The following is a 21,097-nucleotide window of genomic DNA, read 5'->3' as shown; positions in this document are numbered from 1 at the left end:
TCCTCGCCGTCACTTCGCCGGCGAAGTGGCATCCACCCAGATGTTCTCGGGATACTGATGCGTGATCTCGGTCGGGTTCGCCTGCAGGCCGTGGATCCAGGGCTGATAGGCCAGCACCGCCTTGTTGTAGTTGAAGAACCAGACGGGCGCTTCCTCGTAGAGGAGGTTGTTGGCCTGGCGCAGGAGGTCGTTGCGCTTGGCCATGTCGGCCGCCTCGCCCGCCGCATCGAGCAGCTTGTCGAACTCGGGATTGTTGAACGAGGTGTAGTTGCATGCCGTGCGCGGCGTCTTGGAGTAGAAGCAGCGCAGGGTGGCCAGAGAATCCGGTCCCGTCAGGTTCGAGCCGATGAAGGCCTGGTGCTCGCCCTTCATCGCGATCTCGGTCAGCACGGTGACCTCGACGAGCTTGGGCTTGAGCTTGATGCCGACCTTGTCGAGATAGGGAATGATCGCCTCGACGATCGGCAGGCCCCAGCTCTCGTTCTGGCTGGTGCTGAGCTCGAACTCGAAGCCGTTGGGGTAGCCCGCGTCCGCCAGCAGCTTCTTCGCCTTGGCCGGATCGAAGGGGTAGGGCTGCATCGTCTTGTCGAAGGCGGCGGAGGAGGGCGGCAGCCAGCTCACCGCGCGATAGGCCTTGTCCTTCACCAGCCGCTTGATGATGAGGTTGGTGTCGATCGCATAGTTGATCGCCTGTCGCACGCGCTTGTCGGCGAAGGGCTTGTAGGTCGGGTTGAACTGCATGGCGCGCGTGAACATCTCGGCCACTTCGAGGATGCCCTTCGACAGCTCCGGATCGGCGCGATAGGCGACATACTGGGCGGGGCCCAGGATCGAGGTGTCGATCTCCTTGTTGCGGAAGGCGACGTCGCGCGCCGCCGCCTCGGCCATGATCAGCACCTCGAGCTTGTCGGCGTAGGGCTTGCCGGGCTTGTAGAATTTGTCCCAACGCTCGGCGGCGACTCGGGAGCCCGGAATGTGCTCCTTGAACTTGAAGGGGCCGAGACCCACAGGATAGGCGCCGTAATTGCCCCTCTCGACCTCTTCCCTGGGCAGGATCGCGGTCGTGCCGGCGAAGAAGTAGTAGCCCGGCTCGACGCGCTCGGTGAGGGTCATCTCGAGCGTGAAGTCGTCGATCTTCTTCAGGCCGGAGATCTCCTTGGCCTGACCCTTCTCGACCTCGACGGCCCCCTTGATGATGCGCACGTAGCGCGCGCCTGGGAAGCCCTTGCTGCCGTCCATGATGCGGTTGTAGGACCAGATGACGTCGTCGGCCGTCATCTTGCGGCCGTTGTGGAAGTAGGCGTCGTCGCGCAGCTTGTATGTGTAGGTGAGGCCGTCCGGCGAGGCGCTGACCGACTTGGCGAGCTCGAGCACCGGCTTGTTGTTGGCGGTATCCCAACTGTATAGCGAGCGCTGAAGGGCCTTGCCGACGATGTCGTCCTGGGCCCGCGGCGTCGCGTGCGGATCGAGGCTGCCGAAGCTTGCGGCATAGGGCGCCGTCATGCGGATGGTGCCGCCCCGGCGGGGCGTGTCCTGCGCCTGGGCGGCCGCAACTCCGAATACGGCGAATACAATGGCGGCCAGCCGAACCAATCGACGCATACTCGTTTCCCCCTTCGCACAATTTGATTGGCGCGCATTCCAGCGCGCCGGCCGCCGATGTGCAAGAGGAATGCCGAAACGCTTTTTCAGGCTACTTTCAGCGTCGCCGCGCCACGTTCTCCTGCAGGAGCCCGCTCAGGATCTTGTCGGGCGTGATCGGATAGTCGCGCACGCGCACGCCGCAGGCGTTGTAGACGGCGTTCGCGATGGCGGCGCCGGCGCCGCAAATGCCGAGCTCGCCGACGCCCTTGCAGCCAAGCGGACTCGACTTGTCATCGAAGCCGGACAGCATGACGGCATCGACGGCCGCCGGAACGTCGGCATGCACGGGAACGTGATAGCCCGCGAGGTCGTGGTTCACGAAGGCGCCGGACCGGGTGTCGACGACGGCGTTCTCGTGCAGCGCCGAGCCCACGCCCCAGAGCATGCCGCCGATCAACTGGGAACGGGCGGTCTTCGCATTGAGGATGCGGCCGGCATCGAAGACGCCGAGCATGCGCCGCAGCCGGACCTCGCCCGTCGTGATGTCGACCGCGACCTCCGCGAAATGGGCGCCGTAGCTGTACTGCGAGAACTTCTCGTATTCCTCGCCAGGCACCGACTGGCCCTCGGCCTGCAGGTTGCCCGGACCTTGCCCGGCATCGAGCTTCTCCTTCAACGCCAGGCAGGCCGCCCGGAGCGCTGCGGTGCTGCTGGCCGCGCCGAACGATCCCCCCGATCCCGGCGTCTGTGGGTAGGTACTGTGTCCGAGATGGACGCTGACGGCATCGATCGGAACCTGCAGGACGTCGGCAGCCACCTGCGCCAGGATCGTGTAGGAACCTGTGCCGATGTCGGTCATGTCCATCTCGACGGTGACGTGGCGCCGCGCGTCCGTGCGCACGCGCGCGTGCGCGGGCTCGCGGTAGTTGGGCCGGATCGCGGTGGCCATGCCGAGGCCGATCAACCAATCGCCGTCCTTCGTTCGACCCGGCAGCCTGTCGCGTCGGCTCCAGCCGAACTGCTCGGCGCCCTTCTTCAGGCAAAGCACCAAGGATCGGGTGGAGAAGGGCACGTGCTTCTCGGGGTCCTGGTCCGGCTCGTTGCGCAGCCTGAACTCGATCGGATCGAGACCAAGCTTTTCTGCCAGCTCGTCCATCGCCTGCTCGAGGGCGAGCTGGCCTGCCGCATCGCCCGGCGCCCGCATGGAATCGGAAACGGGCAGATCGAGCGGAACGACGCGATGGGTCGTCAGCCGATTGGGAGCCGCATACATCGCCCGGGTGCTCGCGGCCGCCGCCTCGGCGAACTCGTCCAGCCGCGCCGACTGCGCCCACACCTCGTGCGCGACCGCGCTCAACTTTCCGTCCTCGGCAGCCGCAAGCCGCACACGCTGGATCGTCGCCCCGCGGTGGGTGGTAACGGAGAACATCTGCTGGCGTGTCAGCACGATCTTCACCGGGCGCCCGAGCCGCTTGGCCGCGAGCGCGGCCAGGATGGCGTCACCATAGATCGGCAGCTTGCCGCCGAAGCCGCCGCCGACGTACTCGCTCACGACCTCGACCTTCTCGAGCGGCAGCTTGAGGGTCGCGGCGATCGAGCGATGGGCGCTGTTCACGAGCTGCGTGGCGCAATGGATGGTCACCTTGTCGCCCGACCATTCGGCGAGGCTTGCCACCAGCTCCATCGGGTTGTGGCTCTGATAAGGCGTCGTGTAGGTGGCATCGAGCGTGACGGGACTGGTCGCAAGCGCCCCGTCGACATCGCCGATCCGCGAGTCGGGCTTGCCCACGACGATGTGCTCGGGCGTGTAGGCGAGTCGGCGGCCGTCGGCGAGATCGTACGACCCGCTCTCGGCCCGGTACGACATGCGCACCAGCCGCGCGGCGGCCGTCGCCTGCTCGAAGGTCTCGGCGACGACCAGCGCGACCGGCTCGCCGTAGTAGTGGACACGCGTGCCGTCGAGCTGCGGCTTCGGTCGCGCATGGCGCGGGCCGCCCAGCCCGCCCGACTTGAAGGGAGCCTGCGGCGGCGCATTCTCGTGGCTCATGACCAGCAGGACGCCGGCTGCGCTCTCGGCGTCGCCCGCCTCGACCTTGGAGATTTCACCGCGCCCGACCGTGCTCGTGACCAGCACCCCGTACGCCGGCGGCGCGCTCGCCGCCACGTCCGCGGCATACAGCGCCCGGCCGGTCACCTTCGCCGGACCGTCGATACGGTCGATAGGTTGGCCGATGATCGAATCGGGCATGGTCAGCCTTTCTGGCGTTGCGCCTGCTGCGCCGCTTCCACCAATGCCGCAGCCACAGTGCGCGAGGCGAGGTCGATCTTGAAGTCGTTGTGACCGTAGCCGCGTGCACCCGTCATGAGCTCGGCGGCCGCGGTCTGGAAGCTGCTCGCCGTGGCAGGCTTGCCGACGAGCCGCCGTTCGACTTCGGGCGCACGCCACGGCTTGTGGGCGACGCCGCCCAGCGCGATGCGGGCCGTGCGGATGCGGTCGCCGTCGAGATCGACCAGCGCCGCCACCGACACCAGGGCGAAATCGTAGGACGCCCGGTCGCGCACCTTGCGATAGACCTGCCCGCCGGACGGGGCCGGCGGCAGGAGCACAGCGGTGATCAGCTCGCCGGCCTCGAGGGCGGTCTCCACCTGCGGGGTCGTGCCCGGCAGACGATGGAAGTCGACCAGCCTGATGGTCCTGCCGTTGCCGGCGGCCGATCGCACCTCGACCTCGGCATCGAGCGCGATCATCGCCACCGCCATATCGGACGGATGGACCGCGATGCACGCGTCGCTTGCCCCCAGGACGGCATGGATGCGGTTATAGCCGTGCAAGGCCGAGCAACCGCTTCCCGGGCTGCGCTTGTTGCACGGCTTCGACGTGTCGTAGAAGTAATAGCAGCGGGTCCGCTGCAGCAGATTTCCGGCCGTGGTCGCCTGGTTGCGCAGCTGGCCCGAGGCACCGTTCAGCAGTGCCCGCGACAGCATCGGATAGCGCTCGCGCACACGACGGTCGGTGGCGAGGTCGGAATTGGTGACGGTCGCCCCGATCCGAAGCCCGCCGTCAGGGGTCTCCTCCAACTGCGCGAGCGGCAAGCGGGAGACATCCACCAGATGCGAAGGCGCCTCGACCTCCACCTTCATCAGGTCGAGAAGATTTGTGCCGCCGGCCAGGAACTTGGCCCCTGGCCGCGCAATCGCCTGGAGCGCGCCGGTCGTATCGGCCGGCCGTTCGTAGCTGAAGGCCTTCATCCTGTGGTCTTCCCGGCAGCTTCGAGGATGGCCGCAACGATGTTGGGGTAGGCAGCGCAGCGGCAGATATTGCCGCTCATGCGCTCGCGGATTTCGCTTTCCGCGACCTGCATCGTGTCGGCCGCGATATCCGCGGTTGCCGCCGATGGCAGGCCTCGCTCGATCTCGGACAGCATGCCGACGGCGGAGCAAATCTGCCCGGGCGTGCAATAGCCGCACTGGAAGGCGTCATGCGCGACAAAGGCGGCCTGCATCGGATGCAGCGTCTGTTCGCTGCCCAGGCCCTCGATGGTGACGATCTCGCGGCCATCGCAGGCCACCGCGAGATTGAGGCAGGAATTCCGGCGCACGCCATCGACCAGGACCGTGCAGGCGCCGCACTGGCCGTGATCGCAGCCTTTCTTCGTAGCGGTGAGGCCGAGATGGTTGCGCAGCGCATCGAGAAGCGAGGTGCGCGGGTCGAGCCCGAGCCGGTGCTGCGCGCCGTTGACCGTGATGGCGACATCGATCATGGCCGACTCCTGGGACGCCCGCGGCGATTCCGCAGCGCCTGGCTCGTCGGCAAGGGCCCCGGTTCGTCGCAGCGCTGTCAGCGCCACGCCGGTGCCGAGGATGCCCCGCCGGGTCAAGTGGCTGTCGCTCATCCTGGAACAACGACGGTCGGGGAAGGGCGTTGCAAGGCCGGGCAACCAACGGCCGCGACCTGCATTACCTCTCCATGCAGGTTTCCGAGATCATGACGCGCGAGGTGGAGACGGCTGCCCCGGACACCTCACTGCAACAGGCGGCGTCGGCCATGGAGGCGCTGGGCGTCGGTTCCCTGCCGGTCTGCGACGGCAACCGGCTGGTAGGCACAATCACCGACCGCGACATCGTCGTGCGCGCGGTGGCGGCCGGCCTGTCTCCGGTCGACACCCTGGTGCGCGACTGCATGACCGAGGATATCGTCTATGCCTTCTGCGACGAGGAGGCGGAGGAAGTCCTGGAACGCATGAAGACGCAGCAGATCCGGCGGCTGGCCATCCTCGACCACGACAAGTCGCTGATGGGCATCGTGTCCCTGGGCGACGTGGCGACCGAGCCGCGCGCGGCGGGCCTGGCCAGCGTCGGCTCGGCGATCTCGGAGATTTCCGAGCCATCCCGGCCGCGGAAATAGTGTCAGCGCGATCTACACCGGCACGCAGTAGCCGTCGCGGCGCGGATCGCAGCCGCCGGTGAAGACGCCGGTCTTGGGATCGACCGCGACTGCCTGCATGCCGCCGACCTTCATCGTCCAGTCGGGTCCGTTGCTCACATCGTGGCCGCGCCGGCGCAGCGCGTCGCGCACGTCGCGGGCGACCCGCGATTCGATCAGCACGTCCCGGCCGTCGGTGAGGCGAGCGCGCGGCGCCTCGATCGCCTGCTGCAGCGGCAGGCCGAAATCGAGATAGTGCACCAGGGCCTGCGGCTGGGTCTGCAGGATGCCATAGCTGCCCGGCGTGCCGAGCGCCAGTACCGGTGCCTCGTCGCGGGTCAGGATCGAGGGCGCCATGCACATCGGCAGCGCATCGCCCGGCTTCACGCGATGCGGACTCTCGGGATTGACGTCGGCCCAGTACAGGAAGTTGTTGAGGCAGAGGCCGGTGTCGGGCACCACCACGCCCGAGCCGAAGACGCTGCCGAGGCTTTGCGTCACGCAGACGAGATTGCCCTCGCTGTCGGCGATCGAGAACGAGGTCGTATGGCTTTCCTCGAGGGCGGCGCCCTTGCCGGCCGCCGGCGTCCATTGCTCGGTCGGACCTTCGATCGGCCGGCCGTCGCGCACGCGCGCACGGAGCGCCTCGACAGCACCGTCGGACAGGAGCTCGGCAAGCTTCTGCGCGCTCGGCACGCCGGTCGCGATGCGCACGCCGGCGGCAAGGCGGATGGCGCGCAGAACGGTGTCGAGATGCTGCATCGAGCCGAGCGCCATCTTCGCGAGGTCGAATCCTTCGAGGATGCGCAACGTCAAGAGATACTGGAAGCCTTCGCAGGGCGGCGGCGGAACGTTGACGGCATGGCCGCGGTAGGAGACCGAGATGGGATCGACCCAGCGAGGCTGCACCTCGAGGAAGTCTTCCATCGTGAGGCAGCCGCCGAGCTCCGACAGCCGCTCCACGATCTTGCGGCCGAGCGCGCCGCCATAGAGCAGTCCCGGACCTTCATTGGCCAGCGCCTCGAGCGTGCGGGCGAGATCGGGTTGCTTCAGGATGAAGCCCGGCGCGACCTTGCCCTGGCCTGCGGTGTAGACGCGCGACCATTCCGGATAGAGCGCCTTGTGGACGGCGAGCTCGGGCGCTGCCTTGGCGAATTCCTCGAGATTGAACTCGATGAGCTGGAAGCCGTCGCGTGCCAGCGCGATGGCCGGTGCGAAAAGCTCGGGCAGCTTCTTGCGCCCATGGCTCTGCGCCAGTTCGCACCAGCCGGCCAGATTGCCCGGCGCGCCCACCGGCAGCGCGCCGCGCATGAGCTGGTTGCGATGGCTGAAGCGCTCCACCGGAAAATCGAGCGGGATGGGCGCCACGAAATCGAGCGAGCGCACGCGCCGTTCGCTGGCGATATAGCACGTGGCGACACCGCGTCCGGCGAGTCCCGACATGTACGGTTCGACGACGTTCAGGGCGGCGGCCGTCGCCACTGCGGCGTCGAAGGCCGTGCCGCCGGCACCGAGAATGCGCGCCCCTGCCGCCGCCGCGAGCGGATGCGCGGCCGCCACCATGCCGTGCCGCGATGCGATTGTGGGCCGCCGTCCGTGCTGAAGCATCGATCTCCCCCCGCGAGATCGCGGATCGTGGCGATTTCGACCGCCCGCCGCCAGCCCCAATTGCATCGATCGACGGCTGCCAGCTTTCGCCCGAACGCAGCGAGTGAGGGATCTTGGCGCTCCGGAAGAATTCCTCGCTGCGCTCGGAATGACACAGCGGTACTGCAAGCGCGCGTGCGCTCCCTTGATCAGGCGACCAGCGCGGCAGTCGCCTTGGCAAGCGGTACTGGTGCATTGGCCAGCAGGAGATCGATCGCCTCGTCTTCCCAGCGAGATGCTTCGATCGTCGCGGCCCCACCTTCCTGCAGGCGATGCTCCAGCACGAAGCGCGCGAGCAGGAGACGTCGCGCATCGCCGCCCGAGGCACCGAGCTGCAGGCCCTCGGTCGCGAGCAAGGCCGCGGTCGCCGCGTGATAGAGCTTGCCCGCGGCCAGCCGGCAGAAGCGCTCGTTCTCCGGTCTGGACGCCACCTCCTCGGCGAACCGGAAGGCATTCGCGATGCCGCCCTCGAGCCGCGTGCGGAACTGGCCGGGCAGGCCGGAAGCCTTTTCGAGGCGCTCCGCCAGGTCCTCGCGCAAGGCCAGATGCGCACGCACCTTGCCGACGGCGCGCTGGATGGCATCGAGCGCGTTGATGTTGCTGGTGCCTTCCCAGATCAGCCCGAGATGAGCATCGCGCACCAGCCGCGCGTTGGGCCAGTCCTCGATGTAGCCATTGCCGCCGCGCGCCTCCATCGCGCCCGTCGCCACCGTCACGTTGTCGCGGCAGGCGCGGTACTTGGCGATCGGTGTCAGCATGCGCAGCACCTGCTCGGGGGCATTGGCCGCGTAGAGCAGCGCCGAGAGAGCCTGCTCGGTCGGCACGATGAGCTTCAGGAGCTGACGGCGCATCAGCGGATGGTCGATCACGGCGCGGCCGAAGGCGTTGCGGTGGCGGCTGGCCTGCAGCGCCTCGTTGAGACAGCGACGCATCATGCCGGCGGCGCGAGCGAGGTGCGAGACGCGGCTGGAATTCACCATGACCAGCATCTGCTTCAGCCCCTGGTCGAGCGCGCCGAGCTGGTGGGCGACGGCGCCCTCGAACACGATCTCGCCGCTCGCCATGGTGCGGCTGCCGAGCTTGTCCTTGAGCCGCACGATCCGGTAGGCATTGCGCGTGCCGTCGGGCAGCGTCTTGGGCATCAGGAAGAGGCCGAGGCCGCGGCCGCCGGCGGGTGCGCCATCCGGCCGGGCCAGCAGCACGGCGAGCTCCGCATCGGCGTTGGAGCAGAACCACTTCTCGCCCCACAGCCGCCAGTTCTCGCCGTCGCGCACGGCTCTCAGATCGCCTGCACCGACATCCGAGCCGCCCGCCTTCTCGGTCATGAACTGCGCGCAGCGCTGCAGGGAGTCCATGTCCTGGCTCCACATCGCGTCGAGATGACGGGAGCGGATCTCCTCGCTGCCGAAACGGTGCACCAGCTCCGACGAGCTGTCGGTGAGATTGACGGGGCAAAGCAGGCCGAACTCGGCCTGGGCGAAGAGATAGTGGAAGACATACTTGGCGATCGGCGGCATCGGCGCGGGCCAACCCAGCACGCCGGCGCGGTGCGTCATGGCGTGCATGCCGAACCGACCGAAGGCGATGCGCTCCATCTCGCGATAGGCAGGGTGATATTCGATCCACTCCTCGTCACGGCCACGGCGGTCGCGCGGCTGGAGCTGCGGCGGATGATGCTCGGCCGTGTCCGACAACTCGCCCAGCCGGCCGCCTCCCAGCTCGCCCAGCTCGCGCAGATGGGGCTCGAGATGGGTCAGCAGCGGCGCCTCCATGCGCAGCGTCAGAAGGCTCCGCAGGCTGTGATCGATCTCGAAGTAGTTCAGTCCCTGGCAGGTGGGGGCGAGCGTGTCGGCGCGTCGGGCCGACGCCTCGCGCGAGGCGAGGGACAAGACGGAAGGAGCGATGGGCAGGTTCATGAAACAAGGTTAGGATTGCGCCAAAGGCCCTGCAAACGACTTGTTCGCCTTTGGCGTTGAGTCATAGTCAAGGCATGGCCTGGCGCCGCCTTCCCCCATTGCATGCCGTCCGCGCCTTCGAGGCGGCGGCCCGGCATCAGTCCGTGACGCGGGCGGCGGAGGAGCTCGGCGTGACGCCGGGCGCCGTCAGCCGCCACGTTCGCGCCTTGGAGGCTCGGCTCGAAAAGCCGCTGTTCCTGCGGCGCTCGACCGGTCTCGTTTTGACGACGGCGGGCGAGGCGCTGGCTGCCGCGACACGCGATGCCCTCGACCGTATCGCCGACGCGGCAAGCGGCGTGCGGCTGCGCCGTCTGAGGCGGCTTTCGGTCGGTGTCTACGGTTTCTTCGCCTCGCGGATCCTGCTGCCGCTTTGGCCCGAGCTCAGGGCGGCGCATCCCGATCTCGCGATCGACCTGCACACCAGCCTCAACCCGTTGGACATGCTTCCGAGCCGCTACGACGCAGTCATCGCCGTCTCGGATGCCGCGCCGCGTGCCGGCCTGGTGACGCATCCCCTGGTGCCGATCGCGACGGTCCCGGTATGCGCGCCGCGCTGGCTGAAGTCGGGCAAGCCCGATTTCGCGGCCGTTCCGCTGTTGCATGCGCGGCCGCGTCCCGACGATTGGCGGCGCTGGCTCGATCATGCCGGCTTCAACGATGTCCCGGCACAGGGCGGCAGCAGCTTCGAGAGCATCGGCCTTGCGATCGAGGCGGCGGCGGCGGGGCTCGGCTTCGCCATGGCGATCGAAGCCTTGCTCGGCCCCGATCTCGCGCGCCGCAAGGTCGTCATCGCCCATCCCGCTGTGCGGCCGACACGCCGTCACTTCGTGTTGCAATACGAGGCGCGGCTCGGCGACGATCCGGCCTTGACGGCCTTTGCGATCTGGCTGCGCAAACGGCTCGCCTGACCAAGGAGCGAACGGCATGCGGCGTCTCGAATTCGGCTGGTTCCTCCCGACCGCAGGCGACACGACGGCATATGGCCTCGCGGAGGCGCAAGTCGCGTCCTCGCTCGCGCTGTTCGACCGCGTCGTGCAGGCGGCCGAGGCGGCCGGCTTCGAGTACATGCTGGTGCCGGTGCAGACCGCCTGCTGGGAGGCGTGGATCGCGAGCGCGATGATGGTGGCCCGCTCGAAATCGATCCGCATGCTGGTCGCGGCCCGGCCATCCTATATCAATCCCGTGCTGCTCGCGAAGATGATCTCGACCTTCGACCAGCTCTCGGGCGGCCGCATCTGCATCAACCTGATCGCCGGCCAAAGCGAGGCCGAGAATGCGGCCGAGGGCATCCGCTGGGGCAAGCAGGAGCGCTACGAGATCATGGACGAGGAGGTCTCGATCCTGAAGGCGCTCTGGACCGCGCGCGGCCCCGTGCACTTCGAGGGCAAGTTCCATCAGCTCAAGGGCGCGCAGATCCGGCCCTATCCGCTGCAGCAGCCTCATCCGAAGTTCTATCTCGGCGGCGGCAGCCGGCAGGCCTGGGAGATCTCGGCCAAGCACTCCGACGTGCATCTCTTCTGGGGCGACACCTACGACCGCATCCGCGCCAACATGGCCGAGATCCGCACCATGGCCGCGAAGCACGGTCGCGAGGAGGAGATCGGCTTCGGCATGCGCCTGCAGATCGTCTGCCGGCCGACCGAGAAGGAGGCCTGGGATTTCGCGCATGGGCTGGTGGCGCATGCCACCGAGGCGCAGAAGGCGTTCGTGAAACGGCATTTTGCGACGTCGGAGGCGAACCGGCGGGTCCGCGAGCTGGCGGCGATCGGCGAGACGATCGAGCCGCATCTCTGGACCGGCATCACGCAGGTGCGGCCGGGGGCGGGCATCGCCGTGGTCGGCGACCCCGGGCAGTGCGCCGACACGTTGCAGAAGTTCATCGATCTCGGCTGTCACTCCTTCTGTCTTTCGGGCTACCTGCACGACGAGGAGGCCGAGCGCTTCGGCAAATGGGTGATGCCCATCCTGCGCGACCGCAATCGCGAGCGCATGCTCGCGGCCTGATGCGCGGATCGCTGCCCGACATCGGCGCCCGGCAGCTCGAGGCGGTGCTCGCCTTGGCGGAGTACGGCAGCTTCGTCGCGGCGGCGGCGCGGCTCAGGCTCTCCCAGCCCGCGCTTACGCGCATGGTGAAGCGGCTCGAGGCGCAGCTCGGCGTGCGCCTGTTCGACCGCAGCACGCGGCGCGTCCGGATCACGGCGCCGGGGCGCGAGTTCGCTGCCGTCGCCGAGCGCATGCTGAACGATCTCGGCATCACGGTGCAAAGCGTGCGCGAGGTCGCGCAGGAGCGGCGCGGCCTGGGTGGTGTCGAGCGTGATGTCGGTCGCGGGCGGCGTCCTGCCCCGCCTGATCGCCGCCTATCACGACGACCGGCCAGGCATCGAGATCCATGTGCGCGAGGGTGTCTACGCGTCGATCATCGACGACGTGCGTGGCGGCGTTGCCGATTTCGGTATCGGCTATGTCGATGCGCTGCCCGACTTCGCTGTCGGCACGGCGCTGGGCCGCGAGACCTTCCATGCGGTCGTGCCCGTCCGCCACAAGCTTGCCGGCCGGCGCAGCGTGGCACTCGCCGAGCTTGCGGCGCATCCCATCGTCGCTCTGCCGACCGAATCGCGCACGCGCCGCACGATCGACGCGGCGGCTGTGACGGCGGGACTGCAACTTCGCCAGCGGGTCGTCGTCACCCAGATCGCGACCCTGCTGGCCCTCGTGGCGGCGGGCGCCGGCGTGGGCGTCGTGCCCGGAGGGGCGACGCGCGGTCCGCTGCCGCCGGGCGTGCGCGTCGTGCCGCTCGTCGAGCCGAAGCTGGTGCGCCGTCTGGGGTTGATCACCTTGCGCGGACGGGAGCTCACGCCGGCGGCCGCTGGCCTCTTCGCCTTGCTGCGCCGCGAGTGGCGCAAGGCCGATTGATGCAGGATCGGCAACAATCCCGTCTATCAGGTTGATCTTGGCATGGCGCTCGCCGGCCCTATGCTTGTCGGTGGAGGATGACCGTGCAGCTCGCGTCGCGGATTTACGAGGCCGACAGCATCTCGGCCGTGCAGGAACTCTACCACAGCAACGGCTGGACCGACGGGCTGCCCATCGTGCCGCCGACGGAAGACGCCGTGCAGGCCTGCCTCGACTGGGCGATGATGCCGCCGGACCAGCTCGTCGGCGTCGAGCCGGTACGCGGGCTCGCCATCACCGCCGAGAAGCTTGCCGTCAACGCGGTGATGGCGGGCTGTCTGCCCATCCACTTCCCTGTCGTCGTCACCGCCTGGACGGCGATGATGCAGGAGCCCTTCCTGATCCATGGCGCCACGGCCAGCACCGGCGGCTGCGCCGTGCTGGTGGTGCTGAACGGGCCGATCCGCCGCGAGATCGGTGCCAGCGGCGGCTTCAATGCGCTCGGCAATTCCGACCGGGCGACGGCGGCGATCGGGCGAGCGATTCGCCTCTGCCTCATCAACCTGATGGACGTGCGGCCGGGCGCCATCGACCGCTCGACGCTGGGCCATCCCGGCAAGTTCAGCTACTGCATCGCCGAGGACGAGGAGGATTCTTCCTGGCTGCCGCTCCACCAGCAGCGTGGCGTCGAGAAAGAGGCGTCGGCGGTCACGGTGATGGCGGCGGGTGCGCCGCGCCAGATCATGAACGAATGGACGACGAAGCCCGAGGAGATCCTGGAGACCTTCGCCGCCGAGATGCGTGCCAACCTGCGGCACTATTCGATCCATCCCGGCAACTACGCGCTGATCATCCCCAAGCAGTTACGCGAGCATCTGCAGGCCGCCGGGTGGAGCAAGACCGACATCGCGAACTTCATCCACGAACGCGCCCGCATCCACCGTCGCGAATGGGCCGATGTCGGCAAGGGCGCCGTCGTGCGCGACCGCGGCGACAGCGTCTATCCTGCGATGGAATCGCCGGATCAGCTCCTGGTGATCGCCGCCGGAGGGCCGGCCGGCGGCTTCGGCGCCGTGATCCCGCCCTGGCTCGGCAACAAGAGCCATGCCGTGACCTTGCCGATGGGCGTCTGTATCGATTGCGAACCGCCCAAGGCTTGAGTCGAAGAGGACCAATATGACTTTCCGTGTGCTCGATCCCACCGCCGAAAAGACCGCGCCGCTTGGCCAGGCAGCGCCGCGCCTCGACACGCTCGCGGGCAAGACCGTGGGCTTGATCTCCAACGGCAAGGAAGGCACCAAGGGCTTCTTCCGCCATCTCGAGCGCCTGTTGCGCGACGAGCACGGCGTCGCGAAGGTGGTGTGTCGCACCAAGTCGAACTACAGCGCTCCGGCCGACGCGCCCATTGCCGCCGAGATCAGGCAGTGGGACGCCGTGATCTCGGGCATAGGCGATTGAGGCAGCTGCTCATCGTGCAGTCTGCACGACGCCGTTACCGCTGAACGCCAGAACATTCCCGCCTTCGGGGTGATGACGGCCCGCTTCGTCAGCGCCGCCGAAATGATGGGGCGCGTGCTGGGGATGCCGGGTTACGCCTTCGCCGTCATCGATCATCCGGTCAGCAGCGCCACAGACCAGCAGCTCGCCGAGCGCGCCCGCGCCGCGCTCGAGCAAGGCGTGAAGCTGCTGGTGAAGCCCTGACATCGGGGAACTTTGTCCGAAGTCGGACGTTGGCGACGGCATGAGACCACTCGTGCTCGTCGGCGTGATCCTGATCGTGCTAGGGATCGCCGGCCTGGTTGTCGCCAATATCTCCATCACCGAGCAGAAAACCGTTCTCGACGCGGGACCGCTCAAGGTTACCAAGAAAGAGGAAAAGACCATCCCAATTCCAACCATTGCCGGCATTGTCGCCGTCGTGGTCGGTCTGGGTCTCGTCATCATTGGCAGGAGCCGTCGCTAGGGCAGCTCCAGCTGGACCGCGACCGCGGCGCTGGCGATGACGGCGATGTCCTTGCCATCGGGGTCGGGAACGTCGAGGCCGCCTTTCACTGCCTTTACGGTCACGATGCCGTAGGGCAGGGAGGCGCGCACCTTCTCGAGGTCGACCTTGTCGGGTTGCTGCACGCCGATCGTGACCTCGACGAACATCTGCTTCTTCGCGTCGACCTTGAGGGTGCGGATCATGGTGAGGGAGCTGTGATGCAGCGCGTCCTGCACCGCACGCAGCGCCGCCTTGGTGTAGTCGCCGCCATGCAGGTCGTTGCCGGTGCCGAGCTCGAGGATCACGCGCTTGCGGGCCATGCTTACCTCAAAGATCGAGCCGAACGATCGCGGCAGCCTGCGCGATCACTGTCTTGTCGGATCCGGTCTCGTTCGCAATCTCGAGACCGCCTTCGACGACCTTCACCACGCCGCTGCCGTGCGGCAGTACCTTCAGCACCTCGGTCTTGTCGACCTTGTCGGGTTGCGGCACGCCGATCAGCACCTCGACCTGCATGTCGTCGCTGGACTTGCCCACGGCGTGGGCCACGGTGAGCGAGTTGTGCCACAGCGCGTCGCGCAACGCCCGCACGGCGGCCTTGGTGTAGTCGCCGCCGCGGATGTCGGTGCCCATGCCGATCTCGAGGGCGACGCGCTGCAGGGCCATGGCGTCCGTCCCTACCTCTTGCGCGCGGCATCGACCGCCCACGGCCCGCCGCCAGCCGCCGCTATATAAAGCAGGCCGAAGCAGTAGACGATCGCGAGCTCGCCGTTGTTCAGGACCGGGAAGAAGCCGCGAGGCGCATGCGCGTAGAAATAGGCGACGGCGGTCATTCCGGACAGGATGAATGCAACCGGCCGCGTGAAGAGGCCAAGCGCAAGGAGCGCACCGCCGATCAGCTCGAAGAAGCCGGCGATGCCGGGCATCGACGACAGATCGATCTGCGCCATTGACGGCACGACAGGAAACTTGAAAAGCTTGGCCGTGCCGTGCTCCAGCAACATAAGGCCGCTGAAAATCCGGAAGATGCTGAGAAGATAAGGCGCCCAGCTCGCCGGGATGACGGTGAAATCCATGGCGGTATCTCCTTGTCGATCGACTGCATAATGCAGGCGCGATCTTTTTCCGACAAGCGATCCGAGGAAGTGACCAGGTCACGGTTGCGTCACTGATTGCTCGCCTCCGTGCCCGGCTTTGCTATAGTCCGCGCGCGAAGGGAGCGGCCTCGAGAGTCGAGTGGTAATCGCGACGACGCTTGTCGTCGCGCGTAGAGTGGGAGGGTTAATGGCGACGGTCGAAATCCGCAACGTGCACAAGGCGTTCGGATCGTTCGAAGTCCTGCATGGCGTCAGCGTCGATATCGCGGACGGCGAGTTCGTGGTTCTGGTGGGCCCGTCCGGCTGTGGCAAGTCCACCCTGCTGCGCATGCTGGCGGGTCTGGAAAATATCACGTCCGGCGAGATCGCGATCGGCGGCAAGGTGGTGAACCAGGTGCCGCCCAAGGATCGCGACATCGCCATGGTGTTCCAGAACTACGCGCTCTATCCGCACATGACCGTGTTCGACAACATGGCGTTCTCGCTGACCCTGGCCAAGGCGCCGCGGGCCGTGATGGAGCAGGAAGTCGGCCGGGCAGCGAAGATCCTCGGCCTCGAGCAGCTCCTCGGCCGCTATCCGCGGCAGCTCTCGGGCGGCCAGCGCCAGCGCGTCGCCATGGGCCGCGCGATCGTGCGCAACCCGCAGGTGTTCCTGTTCGACGAGCCGCTCTCCAATCTCGACGCCAAGCTGCGCGTGCAGATGCGGGCCGAGATCAAGGAGCTGCACCAGCGCCTCAAGGTCACGACCGTGTATGTCACGCACGACCAGATCGAGGCCATGACCATGGCCGACAAGATCGTGGTGATGAACGGCGGCAACATCGAGCAGGTCGGCAAGCCGCTCGATCTCTATGACCGGCCTGCCAACCTGTTCGTGGCGGGCTTCATCGGGTCGCCGGCCATGAACATGCTGAAGGGCACGATCGCCGGCGGCGCCTTGCGCATGGAGGACGGCACGGCATGGCCGTTGCCGGCCAGCGGAGCGGCTCCCAAGGATGGCCCGGCCGTCTACGGCATCCGGCCCGAGCATCTGATCATCGATCGGGGCGGCATTCCCGCCACCATCCAGGTCGTCGAGCCGACCGGCTCGGAGACGCAGGTGCTGATGCGCATCGGCGGACAGCCCGTGCTCGGCGCCTTTCGCGAGCGCGTGTCGGCACAGCCGGGCGAGATCCTGCCGGTGCGCCCGGACCCGGCGCTGGTCCACCTGTTCGACCAGCAGTCGGGCCGCAGGCTCTAGTCAGGAAGTAGAGTAGGAGGAGACAAGAAAAATGGTGTTCATCATCAAGCGGCGCGATGCGCTGGCGTTCGGCGCCTCGGCCATGGCGATGGCGCTCGCCCGTCAGGCGATGGGTCAGGACATTCCCAAGGCCGAGGTCGCCGCGCCGAAGCTCACGCCCGAGAACGGCGCCTCCCTGCGCGTTCTGCGGCCGGCACGCTTCGTCGAGCCCGACGAGGTCATCTTCCGCGCCAACACCGAGAAGTTCACCAAGGCGACCGGCGTCCAGGTGAAGGTCGATTTCGTCGGCTGGGAGGACATTCGCCAGCAGACCGCCGTGTCGGCCAACACCGGCGCCGGGCCGGACGTCATTCTGGGCTGGGCCGAGGATCCGCACATCTATTCCGACAAGGTGTCCGAGCTCAGCGACGTCGCCGAGTATCTCGGCAAGAAGTATGGCGGCTGGATGTTCCTCGGCGAGAAGTACGGCAAGAAGGCCAAGACCAACAACTGGATCGGCCTGCCGATGGGCGGCTCGAGCGGTCCGGTCGTCTATCGCAAGTCCGCCGTCAAGGAAGCCGGCTTCGACAGCATTCCCAACGACCACGCCGGTTTCCTGAAGCTTTGCCAGGCGCTGAAGAAGATCGACAAGCCGGCCGGCTTCGCGCTCGGCAATGCGGTCGGCGACGCCAATGGCTTCGCCAGGTGGCTGCTGTGGTCGCACGGCGCCTATCTGGTCGACGAGGATGGCAAGGTGGCGCTCAACAGCAAGGAGACGCTGAACGCGCTGCGCTACCTCAAGGAACTTTATCCCAACTTCGTGTCGGGCACGCTCTCGTGGAACGATGTCAGCAACAACCGCGCCTACTCTGCCGGCGAGCTGTTCCTCACGGCCAACGGCGTGTCGCTCTACTTCTCGCTCAAGAACGACGCCAAGACCAAGCCGATCGCCGAGGACACCGAGCATGCGCCGCTGATGAGCGGCATCGTCGGCAAGCCGGCGCAGTCGGCGCTGGTGCTGAACGCCATGCTGTTCAAGCACTCCAAGTTCCAGAACGCCGCCAAGGCGTACCTCGCCTTCATGATGGAGGCCGAGCAGTACGACCCATGGCTGACCGGCTGTCTCGGCTACTGGGCGCATCCGCTCAGGGCCTACGACAAGAGCAAGGTGTGGACGAGCGATCCCAAGATCGCGGTCTACCGCAACTCGATGGATGCGCAGTTCTGGACCGGCTACAAGGGCCCGATCACGCAGGCGGCCGGCACCGTCGCCGCCGACTACGTGCTCGTGCAGATGTTCGCCTCCGTCGCCTCGGGCCAGGCGACGCCCGAGGCGGCCGTGAAGGAAGCCGAACGCCGCGCCAAGCGCTACTACCGCTGACCTGTCGGGACGGCGCGGCTGTCGGGTCGCGCCGTCCCCTCGCCGGAGGAAGGATGACCGTCGCCACCATCACCGACTGGACCCGGGTGCGGCCGCAGCCGAGCTGGCTGGCCCGGCTGTTCGACTGCAAGCCGTTCCTGGTCGTCGCCTGCCTGCTGCCGGCGTGCGGGCTCCTGCTGGTGTTCCTGACCTATCCGCTGGGACTCGGCGTCTGGCTTGCCTTCACCGACACCAAGATCGGACGCTCGGGCCAGTGGATCGGTTTCGAGAACTTCGAGTACCTGCTCGAGGACCCGCAGTTCTGGAGCGCCGTCTTCTACAGTGTCTTCTACACGGCAGTCGCGACCTTCGGGAAGTTCGCGCTGGGCCTCTGGCTCGCCCTGCTGCTCAACAACCATCTGCCGCTGAAGAGCCTGTTGCGCGCGATTATCCTGCTGCCCTGGATCGTGCCGACCGTGCTGTCGGCAATCGCCTTCTGGTGGATCTACGATCCGCAATTCTCGATCCTGTCCTACCTCGCGGTCGACGTGCTGCACCTCAGGGACAAGTATTTCGACTTTCTCAGCACGACCTGGCCTGCGCGCTGGTCGTTGATCGCCGCCAACATCTGGCGCGGCATCCCGTTCGTGGCGATCTCGCTGCTGGCCGGCCTGCAGACCATCTCGCCCTCGCTCTACGAGGCGGCGCTGCTCGACGGGTCGACCGCATGGCAGCGCTTCCGCTACATCACTTTTCCACTGCTGCTGCCGATCCTCGCGATCGTGATGACCTTCTCGATCATCTTCACCTTCACCGATTTCCAGCTCGTCTACGCCATCACCCGCGGCGGCCCGATCAACTCGACCCATCTCATGGCGACGCTCGCCTTCCAGCGCGGCATCTCGGGCGGCGAGCTGGGCGAGGGCGCGGCGATCGCGGTATCGATGATCCCCTTCCTGGTGGTCGCCACCTTGTTCAGCTATTTCGCGCTCGCGCGCCGCAAGTGGCAGCAGGGAGAGGCCAATGACTGACGTACCGGCCGGCGGCGGCTCGACCAACGTCGCGAGCGCCGCGCCCGAGCAGCTCGCCTGGGATAGCCGCGCGCGGCGGGTGGTGACGATCTACCTGCCGCTCGCCTGCTTCGTGATCATCCTGCTGTTTCCGTTCTACTGGATGGCCATCACGGCCTTCAAGCCGGATGGCGAGCTCTACGACTACAAGCACTACAACCCGTTCCTGATCGGCAGCCCGACGCTGGAGCACATCAGGCACCTGCTGTTCGAGACCGCCTATCCGCACTGGCTGATGACCACCATGGGCATCGCCCTCGCCGCCACCGTGGTGTCGCTGTTCGCGAGCGTGCTCGCCGCCTATGCGATCCAGCGCCTGCGCTTCACGGGGAGCCAATATGTCGGGCTTGCGATCTACCTCGCCTACCTCGTGCCGCCGACCATCCTGTTCATTCCGCTGGCGACGACGGTCTACCAGCTCGGCCTGTTCGACTCGCCTTTCGCCCTGATCCTGACTTATCCGACCTTCCTCGTGCCGTTCTGCACCTGGCTGCTGATCGGCTACTTCAAGTCCATCCCGTACGAGCTCGAGGAGTGCGCGCTGATCGATGGCGCCACGCGCCTGCAGATCCTGCGCCGGATCACCCTGCCGCTCGCCGTGCCGGGACTGATCTCGGCCGGCATTTTCTCCTTCACGCTCTCCTGGAACGAGTTCATCTATGCGCTCGCCTTCATCCAGAGCAGCGAGAAGAAGACCGTGCCGGTGGCGATCCTGACCGAGCTGGTGTCGGGCGACGTCTATCAGTGGGGCGCGCTGATGGCGGGCTCTCTGCTCGGCTCGCTGCCGGTCGCGATCTTCTATTCCTTCTTCGTCGACTACTATGTCTCCTCGCTGACGGGCGCGGTGAAGGAGTAGTTCGCGACCGGTCCGGGCGGGCCCGGCGGATGAGGCTGCCTCGGCGGCTCGACTTCCGGACCGGGCGGGCTCACCGGCGGCATCTCGGGCGGGATCGGATCGGTCTTGCCCGGTGTCGGCGGGGAAACCGGCACCGGATTGGCGGGCTTTTCGGGAACCTCGGTCATCACGCGGTCCTTGCACGGAGGACGGTCTTCGACGGCCGGCGCATACGGCACCAGCTGGCATTGGAGAAGAACGTCGTGCGTCGGGACGCGGTTGCCGTTGCTTCAGGCCGGAGGAGCGACGGACAGGCCCTTGACCTTGTGCTTCTCGATCAGCCGCGCCACGAGGCCCGACCGCTTCGCCTCCTCGACGAACTCGGCCAGGAACGCCGCGCCGGCCGCATTGACACGCGCCGTCCCCACCGCCTGTTGCACGGCGCTGAACTTGCCGTCGAGGATTCTGGCGCCGGGCAGCTTTTCGATGTCCTTCAGAAGTCCAGGACGCAAGCCCGCCAGCACGTCGAGCTTGTCGTCGACGAACTTGTTGAAGGCCGCATCCAGCCCCGCCACCTGGACGAGGGTCGCGTTCCTGATGTTGTTCTCGAGCCACAGGCCATAGGCGGAGCGGGCCGACACGGCGATCCGCACGCCTTTCCGGTCGACGTCGGCGATCGTCGTGATCGGGGAGCCCTTGGGAACCATGTAGGTCGCCTCGATCTCGCAGTAGGCGGCGGTGAAAGCGATCTTCTCGGCACGCTGCGGCTCGGCGCCGATATTGCCGATGTCCCACACATTGTTGCCCGCCTGATCGGCGAGCTCGCCGGGGCTCTTGAACGACACGTATTTCACCGGCACGCCGAGGCGGTCGGCGATCGCGCGCGCCATGTCGGGCGACACGCCTTCGGGGTCGCCGTTGGCGCTGCGGCCCGTCACGAGCAGGAAATTCGAGAGATTGATGCCGGCACGCAGAACACCGGTCGGGGCCAGCTCGGCTTTCGCTTTGTCGCTCATGGCCGGAGCTTATAC

22 protein-coding genes and 1 pseudogene are annotated in these 21,097 nt (G+C 67.1%); 12 read left to right on the top strand and 11 right to left on the bottom strand.

Going from position 1 to position 21,097, the window contains the following annotated elements; all coding sequences use genetic code 11:
* Positions 1 to 9: 9 nt before the first annotated feature.
* From OJF58_RS06645 to OJF58_RS06630, 4 genes are all read right to left on the bottom strand, one after another.
* Positions 10 to 1,602 carry an ABC transporter substrate-binding protein gene (locus OJF58_RS06645; RefSeq protein ID WP_300782907.1) on the bottom strand — a complete coding sequence of 531 codons (1,593 nt, stop codon included), beginning with the start codon at positions 1,600 to 1,602 and terminating at the stop codon, positions 10 to 12.
* A gap of 97 nt (positions 1,603 to 1,699) precedes the next feature.
* The gene (locus tag OJF58_RS06640) at positions 1,700 to 3,832 is read right to left on the bottom strand and encodes a xanthine dehydrogenase family protein molybdopterin-binding subunit (RefSeq protein ID WP_300782906.1); all 2,133 of its coding nucleotides are present in this window, start codon (positions 3,830 to 3,832) and stop codon (positions 1,700 to 1,702) included.
* A 2-nt stretch (positions 3,833 to 3,834) separates the two neighbouring features.
* Positions 3,835 to 4,833 carry a xanthine dehydrogenase family protein subunit M gene (locus OJF58_RS06635; protein ID WP_300782903.1) on the bottom strand — a complete coding sequence of 333 codons (999 nt, stop codon included), beginning with the start codon at positions 4,831 to 4,833 and terminating at the stop codon, positions 3,835 to 3,837.
* Positions 4,830 to 5,477, bottom strand: coding sequence for a 2Fe-2S iron-sulfur cluster-binding protein (locus OJF58_RS06630; protein WP_300782901.1), 648 nt, complete (start codon positions 5,475 to 5,477; stop codon positions 4,830 to 4,832). The genes OJF58_RS06635 and OJF58_RS06630 overlap by 4 nt, the downstream gene beginning before the upstream one ends.
* A gap of 29 nt (positions 5,478 to 5,506) precedes the next feature.
* Here OJF58_RS06630 and OJF58_RS06625 point away from each other — a divergent pair, with 29 nt between their 5' ends.
* Positions 5,507 to 5,989 (top strand): CBS domain-containing protein, encoded by a 483-nt coding sequence (locus OJF58_RS06625; protein ID WP_300782898.1) that lies wholly within the window; start codon positions 5,507 to 5,509, stop codon positions 5,987 to 5,989.
* Positions 5,990 to 6,001: 12 nt separating this feature from the next.
* On the opposite strand, the gene OJF58_RS06620 is transcribed toward OJF58_RS06625, so the two are convergent.
* Together OJF58_RS06620 and OJF58_RS06615 are read right to left on the bottom strand one after the other, a co-directional pair.
* Complete coding sequence (locus OJF58_RS06620; RefSeq protein WP_300782895.1) at positions 6,002 to 7,615, bottom strand: gamma-glutamyltransferase; 1,614 nt, start codon at positions 7,613 to 7,615, stop codon at positions 6,002 to 6,004.
* A gap of 188 nt (positions 7,616 to 7,803) precedes the next feature.
* Complete coding sequence (locus tag OJF58_RS06615) at positions 7,804 to 9,570, bottom strand: acyl-CoA dehydrogenase family protein (RefSeq protein WP_300782892.1); 1,767 nt, start codon at positions 9,568 to 9,570, stop codon at positions 7,804 to 7,806.
* Positions 9,571 to 9,644: 74 nt separating this feature from the next.
* On the opposite strand from OJF58_RS06615, the gene OJF58_RS06610 reads away from it, so the two are divergent.
* The 7 genes and pseudogenes from OJF58_RS06610 (at position 9,645) to OJF58_RS06585 (ending at position 14,464) form a co-directional block, all read left to right on the top strand.
* Complete coding sequence (locus OJF58_RS06610) at positions 9,645 to 10,517, top strand: LysR substrate-binding domain-containing protein (RefSeq protein ID WP_300782890.1); 873 nt, start codon at positions 9,645 to 9,647, stop codon at positions 10,515 to 10,517.
* A 16-nt stretch (positions 10,518 to 10,533) separates the two neighbouring features.
* On the top strand, positions 10,534 to 11,613 hold the full coding sequence (locus tag OJF58_RS06605; RefSeq protein ID WP_300782887.1) for an LLM class flavin-dependent oxidoreductase: 1,080 nt from the start codon (positions 10,534 to 10,536) through the stop codon (positions 11,611 to 11,613).
* A pseudogene (locus OJF58_RS27090) lies at positions 11,559 to 11,807 on the top strand (LysR family transcriptional regulator); the annotation flags it as partial. The gene OJF58_RS06605 and the pseudogene OJF58_RS27090, both read left to right, overlap by 55 nt.
* A 118-nt stretch (positions 11,808 to 11,925) precedes the next feature.
* Positions 11,926 to 12,522 (top strand): LysR substrate-binding domain-containing protein, encoded by a 597-nt coding sequence (locus OJF58_RS06600; protein WP_300785195.1) that lies wholly within the window; start codon positions 11,926 to 11,928, stop codon positions 12,520 to 12,522.
* Between the two features lie 83 nt (positions 12,523 to 12,605).
* Positions 12,606 to 13,661: a hypothetical protein gene (locus tag OJF58_RS06595; protein ID WP_300782884.1), complete on the top strand. Its 1,056-nt coding sequence runs from the start codon at positions 12,606 to 12,608 to the stop codon at positions 13,659 to 13,661.
* A 16-nt stretch (positions 13,662 to 13,677) separates the two neighbouring features.
* Positions 13,678 to 14,202: a UGSC family (seleno)protein gene (locus tag OJF58_RS06590; protein ID WP_300782881.1), complete on the top strand. Its 525-nt coding sequence runs from the start codon at positions 13,678 to 13,680 to the stop codon at positions 14,200 to 14,202.
* Between the two features lie 52 nt (positions 14,203 to 14,254).
* Positions 14,255 to 14,464 (top strand): hypothetical protein, encoded by a 210-nt coding sequence (locus OJF58_RS06585; RefSeq protein ID WP_300782879.1) that lies wholly within the window; start codon positions 14,255 to 14,257, stop codon positions 14,462 to 14,464.
* Here the strand turns inward: OJF58_RS06585 and OJF58_RS06580 are convergent.
* The 3 genes from OJF58_RS06580 to OJF58_RS06570 are packed head-to-tail and all read right to left on the bottom strand — an operon-like array spanning position 14,461 to position 15,561.
* Positions 14,461 to 14,805 (bottom strand): Lin0512 family protein, encoded by a 345-nt coding sequence (locus tag OJF58_RS06580; protein ID WP_300782876.1) that lies wholly within the window; start codon positions 14,803 to 14,805, stop codon positions 14,461 to 14,463. The genes OJF58_RS06585 and OJF58_RS06580 overlap by 4 nt on opposite strands.
* 7 nt (positions 14,806 to 14,812) lie before the next feature.
* The gene (locus tag OJF58_RS06575; RefSeq protein ID WP_300782873.1) at positions 14,813 to 15,151 is read right to left on the bottom strand and encodes a Lin0512 family protein; all 339 of its coding nucleotides are present in this window, start codon (positions 15,149 to 15,151) and stop codon (positions 14,813 to 14,815) included.
* A gap of 11 nt (positions 15,152 to 15,162) precedes the next feature.
* Positions 15,163 to 15,561 carry a DoxX family protein gene (locus OJF58_RS06570; RefSeq protein WP_300782871.1) on the bottom strand — a complete coding sequence of 133 codons (399 nt, stop codon included), beginning with the start codon at positions 15,559 to 15,561 and terminating at the stop codon, positions 15,163 to 15,165.
* Positions 15,562 to 15,769: 208 nt separating this feature from the next.
* Between OJF58_RS06570 and ugpC the strand changes: the two genes are divergently transcribed.
* The 4 genes from ugpC to OJF58_RS06550 are packed head-to-tail and all read left to right on the top strand — an operon-like array spanning position 15,770 to position 20,087.
* On the top strand, positions 15,770 to 16,822 hold the full coding sequence (ugpC, locus tag OJF58_RS06565; protein WP_300782868.1) for a sn-glycerol-3-phosphate ABC transporter ATP-binding protein UgpC: 1,053 nt from the start codon (positions 15,770 to 15,772) through the stop codon (positions 16,820 to 16,822).
* A 31-nt stretch (positions 16,823 to 16,853) separates the two neighbouring features.
* Positions 16,854 to 18,182 (top strand): extracellular solute-binding protein, encoded by a 1,329-nt coding sequence (locus OJF58_RS06560; RefSeq protein WP_300782865.1) that lies wholly within the window; start codon positions 16,854 to 16,856, stop codon positions 18,180 to 18,182.
* A gap of 53 nt (positions 18,183 to 18,235) precedes the next feature.
* Complete coding sequence (locus OJF58_RS06555) at positions 18,236 to 19,192, top strand: sugar ABC transporter permease (RefSeq protein WP_300782862.1); 957 nt, start codon at positions 18,236 to 18,238, stop codon at positions 19,190 to 19,192.
* A complete protein-coding gene (locus OJF58_RS06550; protein ID WP_300782859.1) occupies positions 19,185 to 20,087 on the top strand; it encodes a carbohydrate ABC transporter permease in 903 nt (300 codons plus the stop codon). The genes OJF58_RS06555 and OJF58_RS06550 overlap by 8 nt, the downstream gene beginning before the upstream one ends.
* On the opposite strand, the gene OJF58_RS06545 is transcribed toward OJF58_RS06550, so the two are convergent.
* The gene (locus OJF58_RS06545; protein ID WP_300782856.1) at positions 20,051 to 20,254 is read right to left on the bottom strand and encodes a hypothetical protein; all 204 of its coding nucleotides are present in this window, start codon (positions 20,252 to 20,254) and stop codon (positions 20,051 to 20,053) included. The two genes, OJF58_RS06550 and OJF58_RS06545, sit on opposite strands and share 37 nt — an antisense overlap.
* Positions 20,255 to 20,356: 102 nt before the next feature.
* Positions 20,357 to 21,082, bottom strand: a complete 726-nt coding sequence (locus OJF58_RS06540; protein WP_300782853.1) for an ABC transporter substrate-binding protein — start codon at positions 21,080 to 21,082, stop codon at positions 20,357 to 20,359.
* Positions 21,083 to 21,097: the final 15 nt, after the last annotated feature.

It is taken from the genome of Enhydrobacter sp., from assembly GCF_030246845.1.
GTDB lineage: Bacteria > Pseudomonadota > Alphaproteobacteria > Reyranellales > Reyranellaceae > Reyranella.
This window is presented reverse-complemented; position numbering and strand designations above follow the sequence as displayed.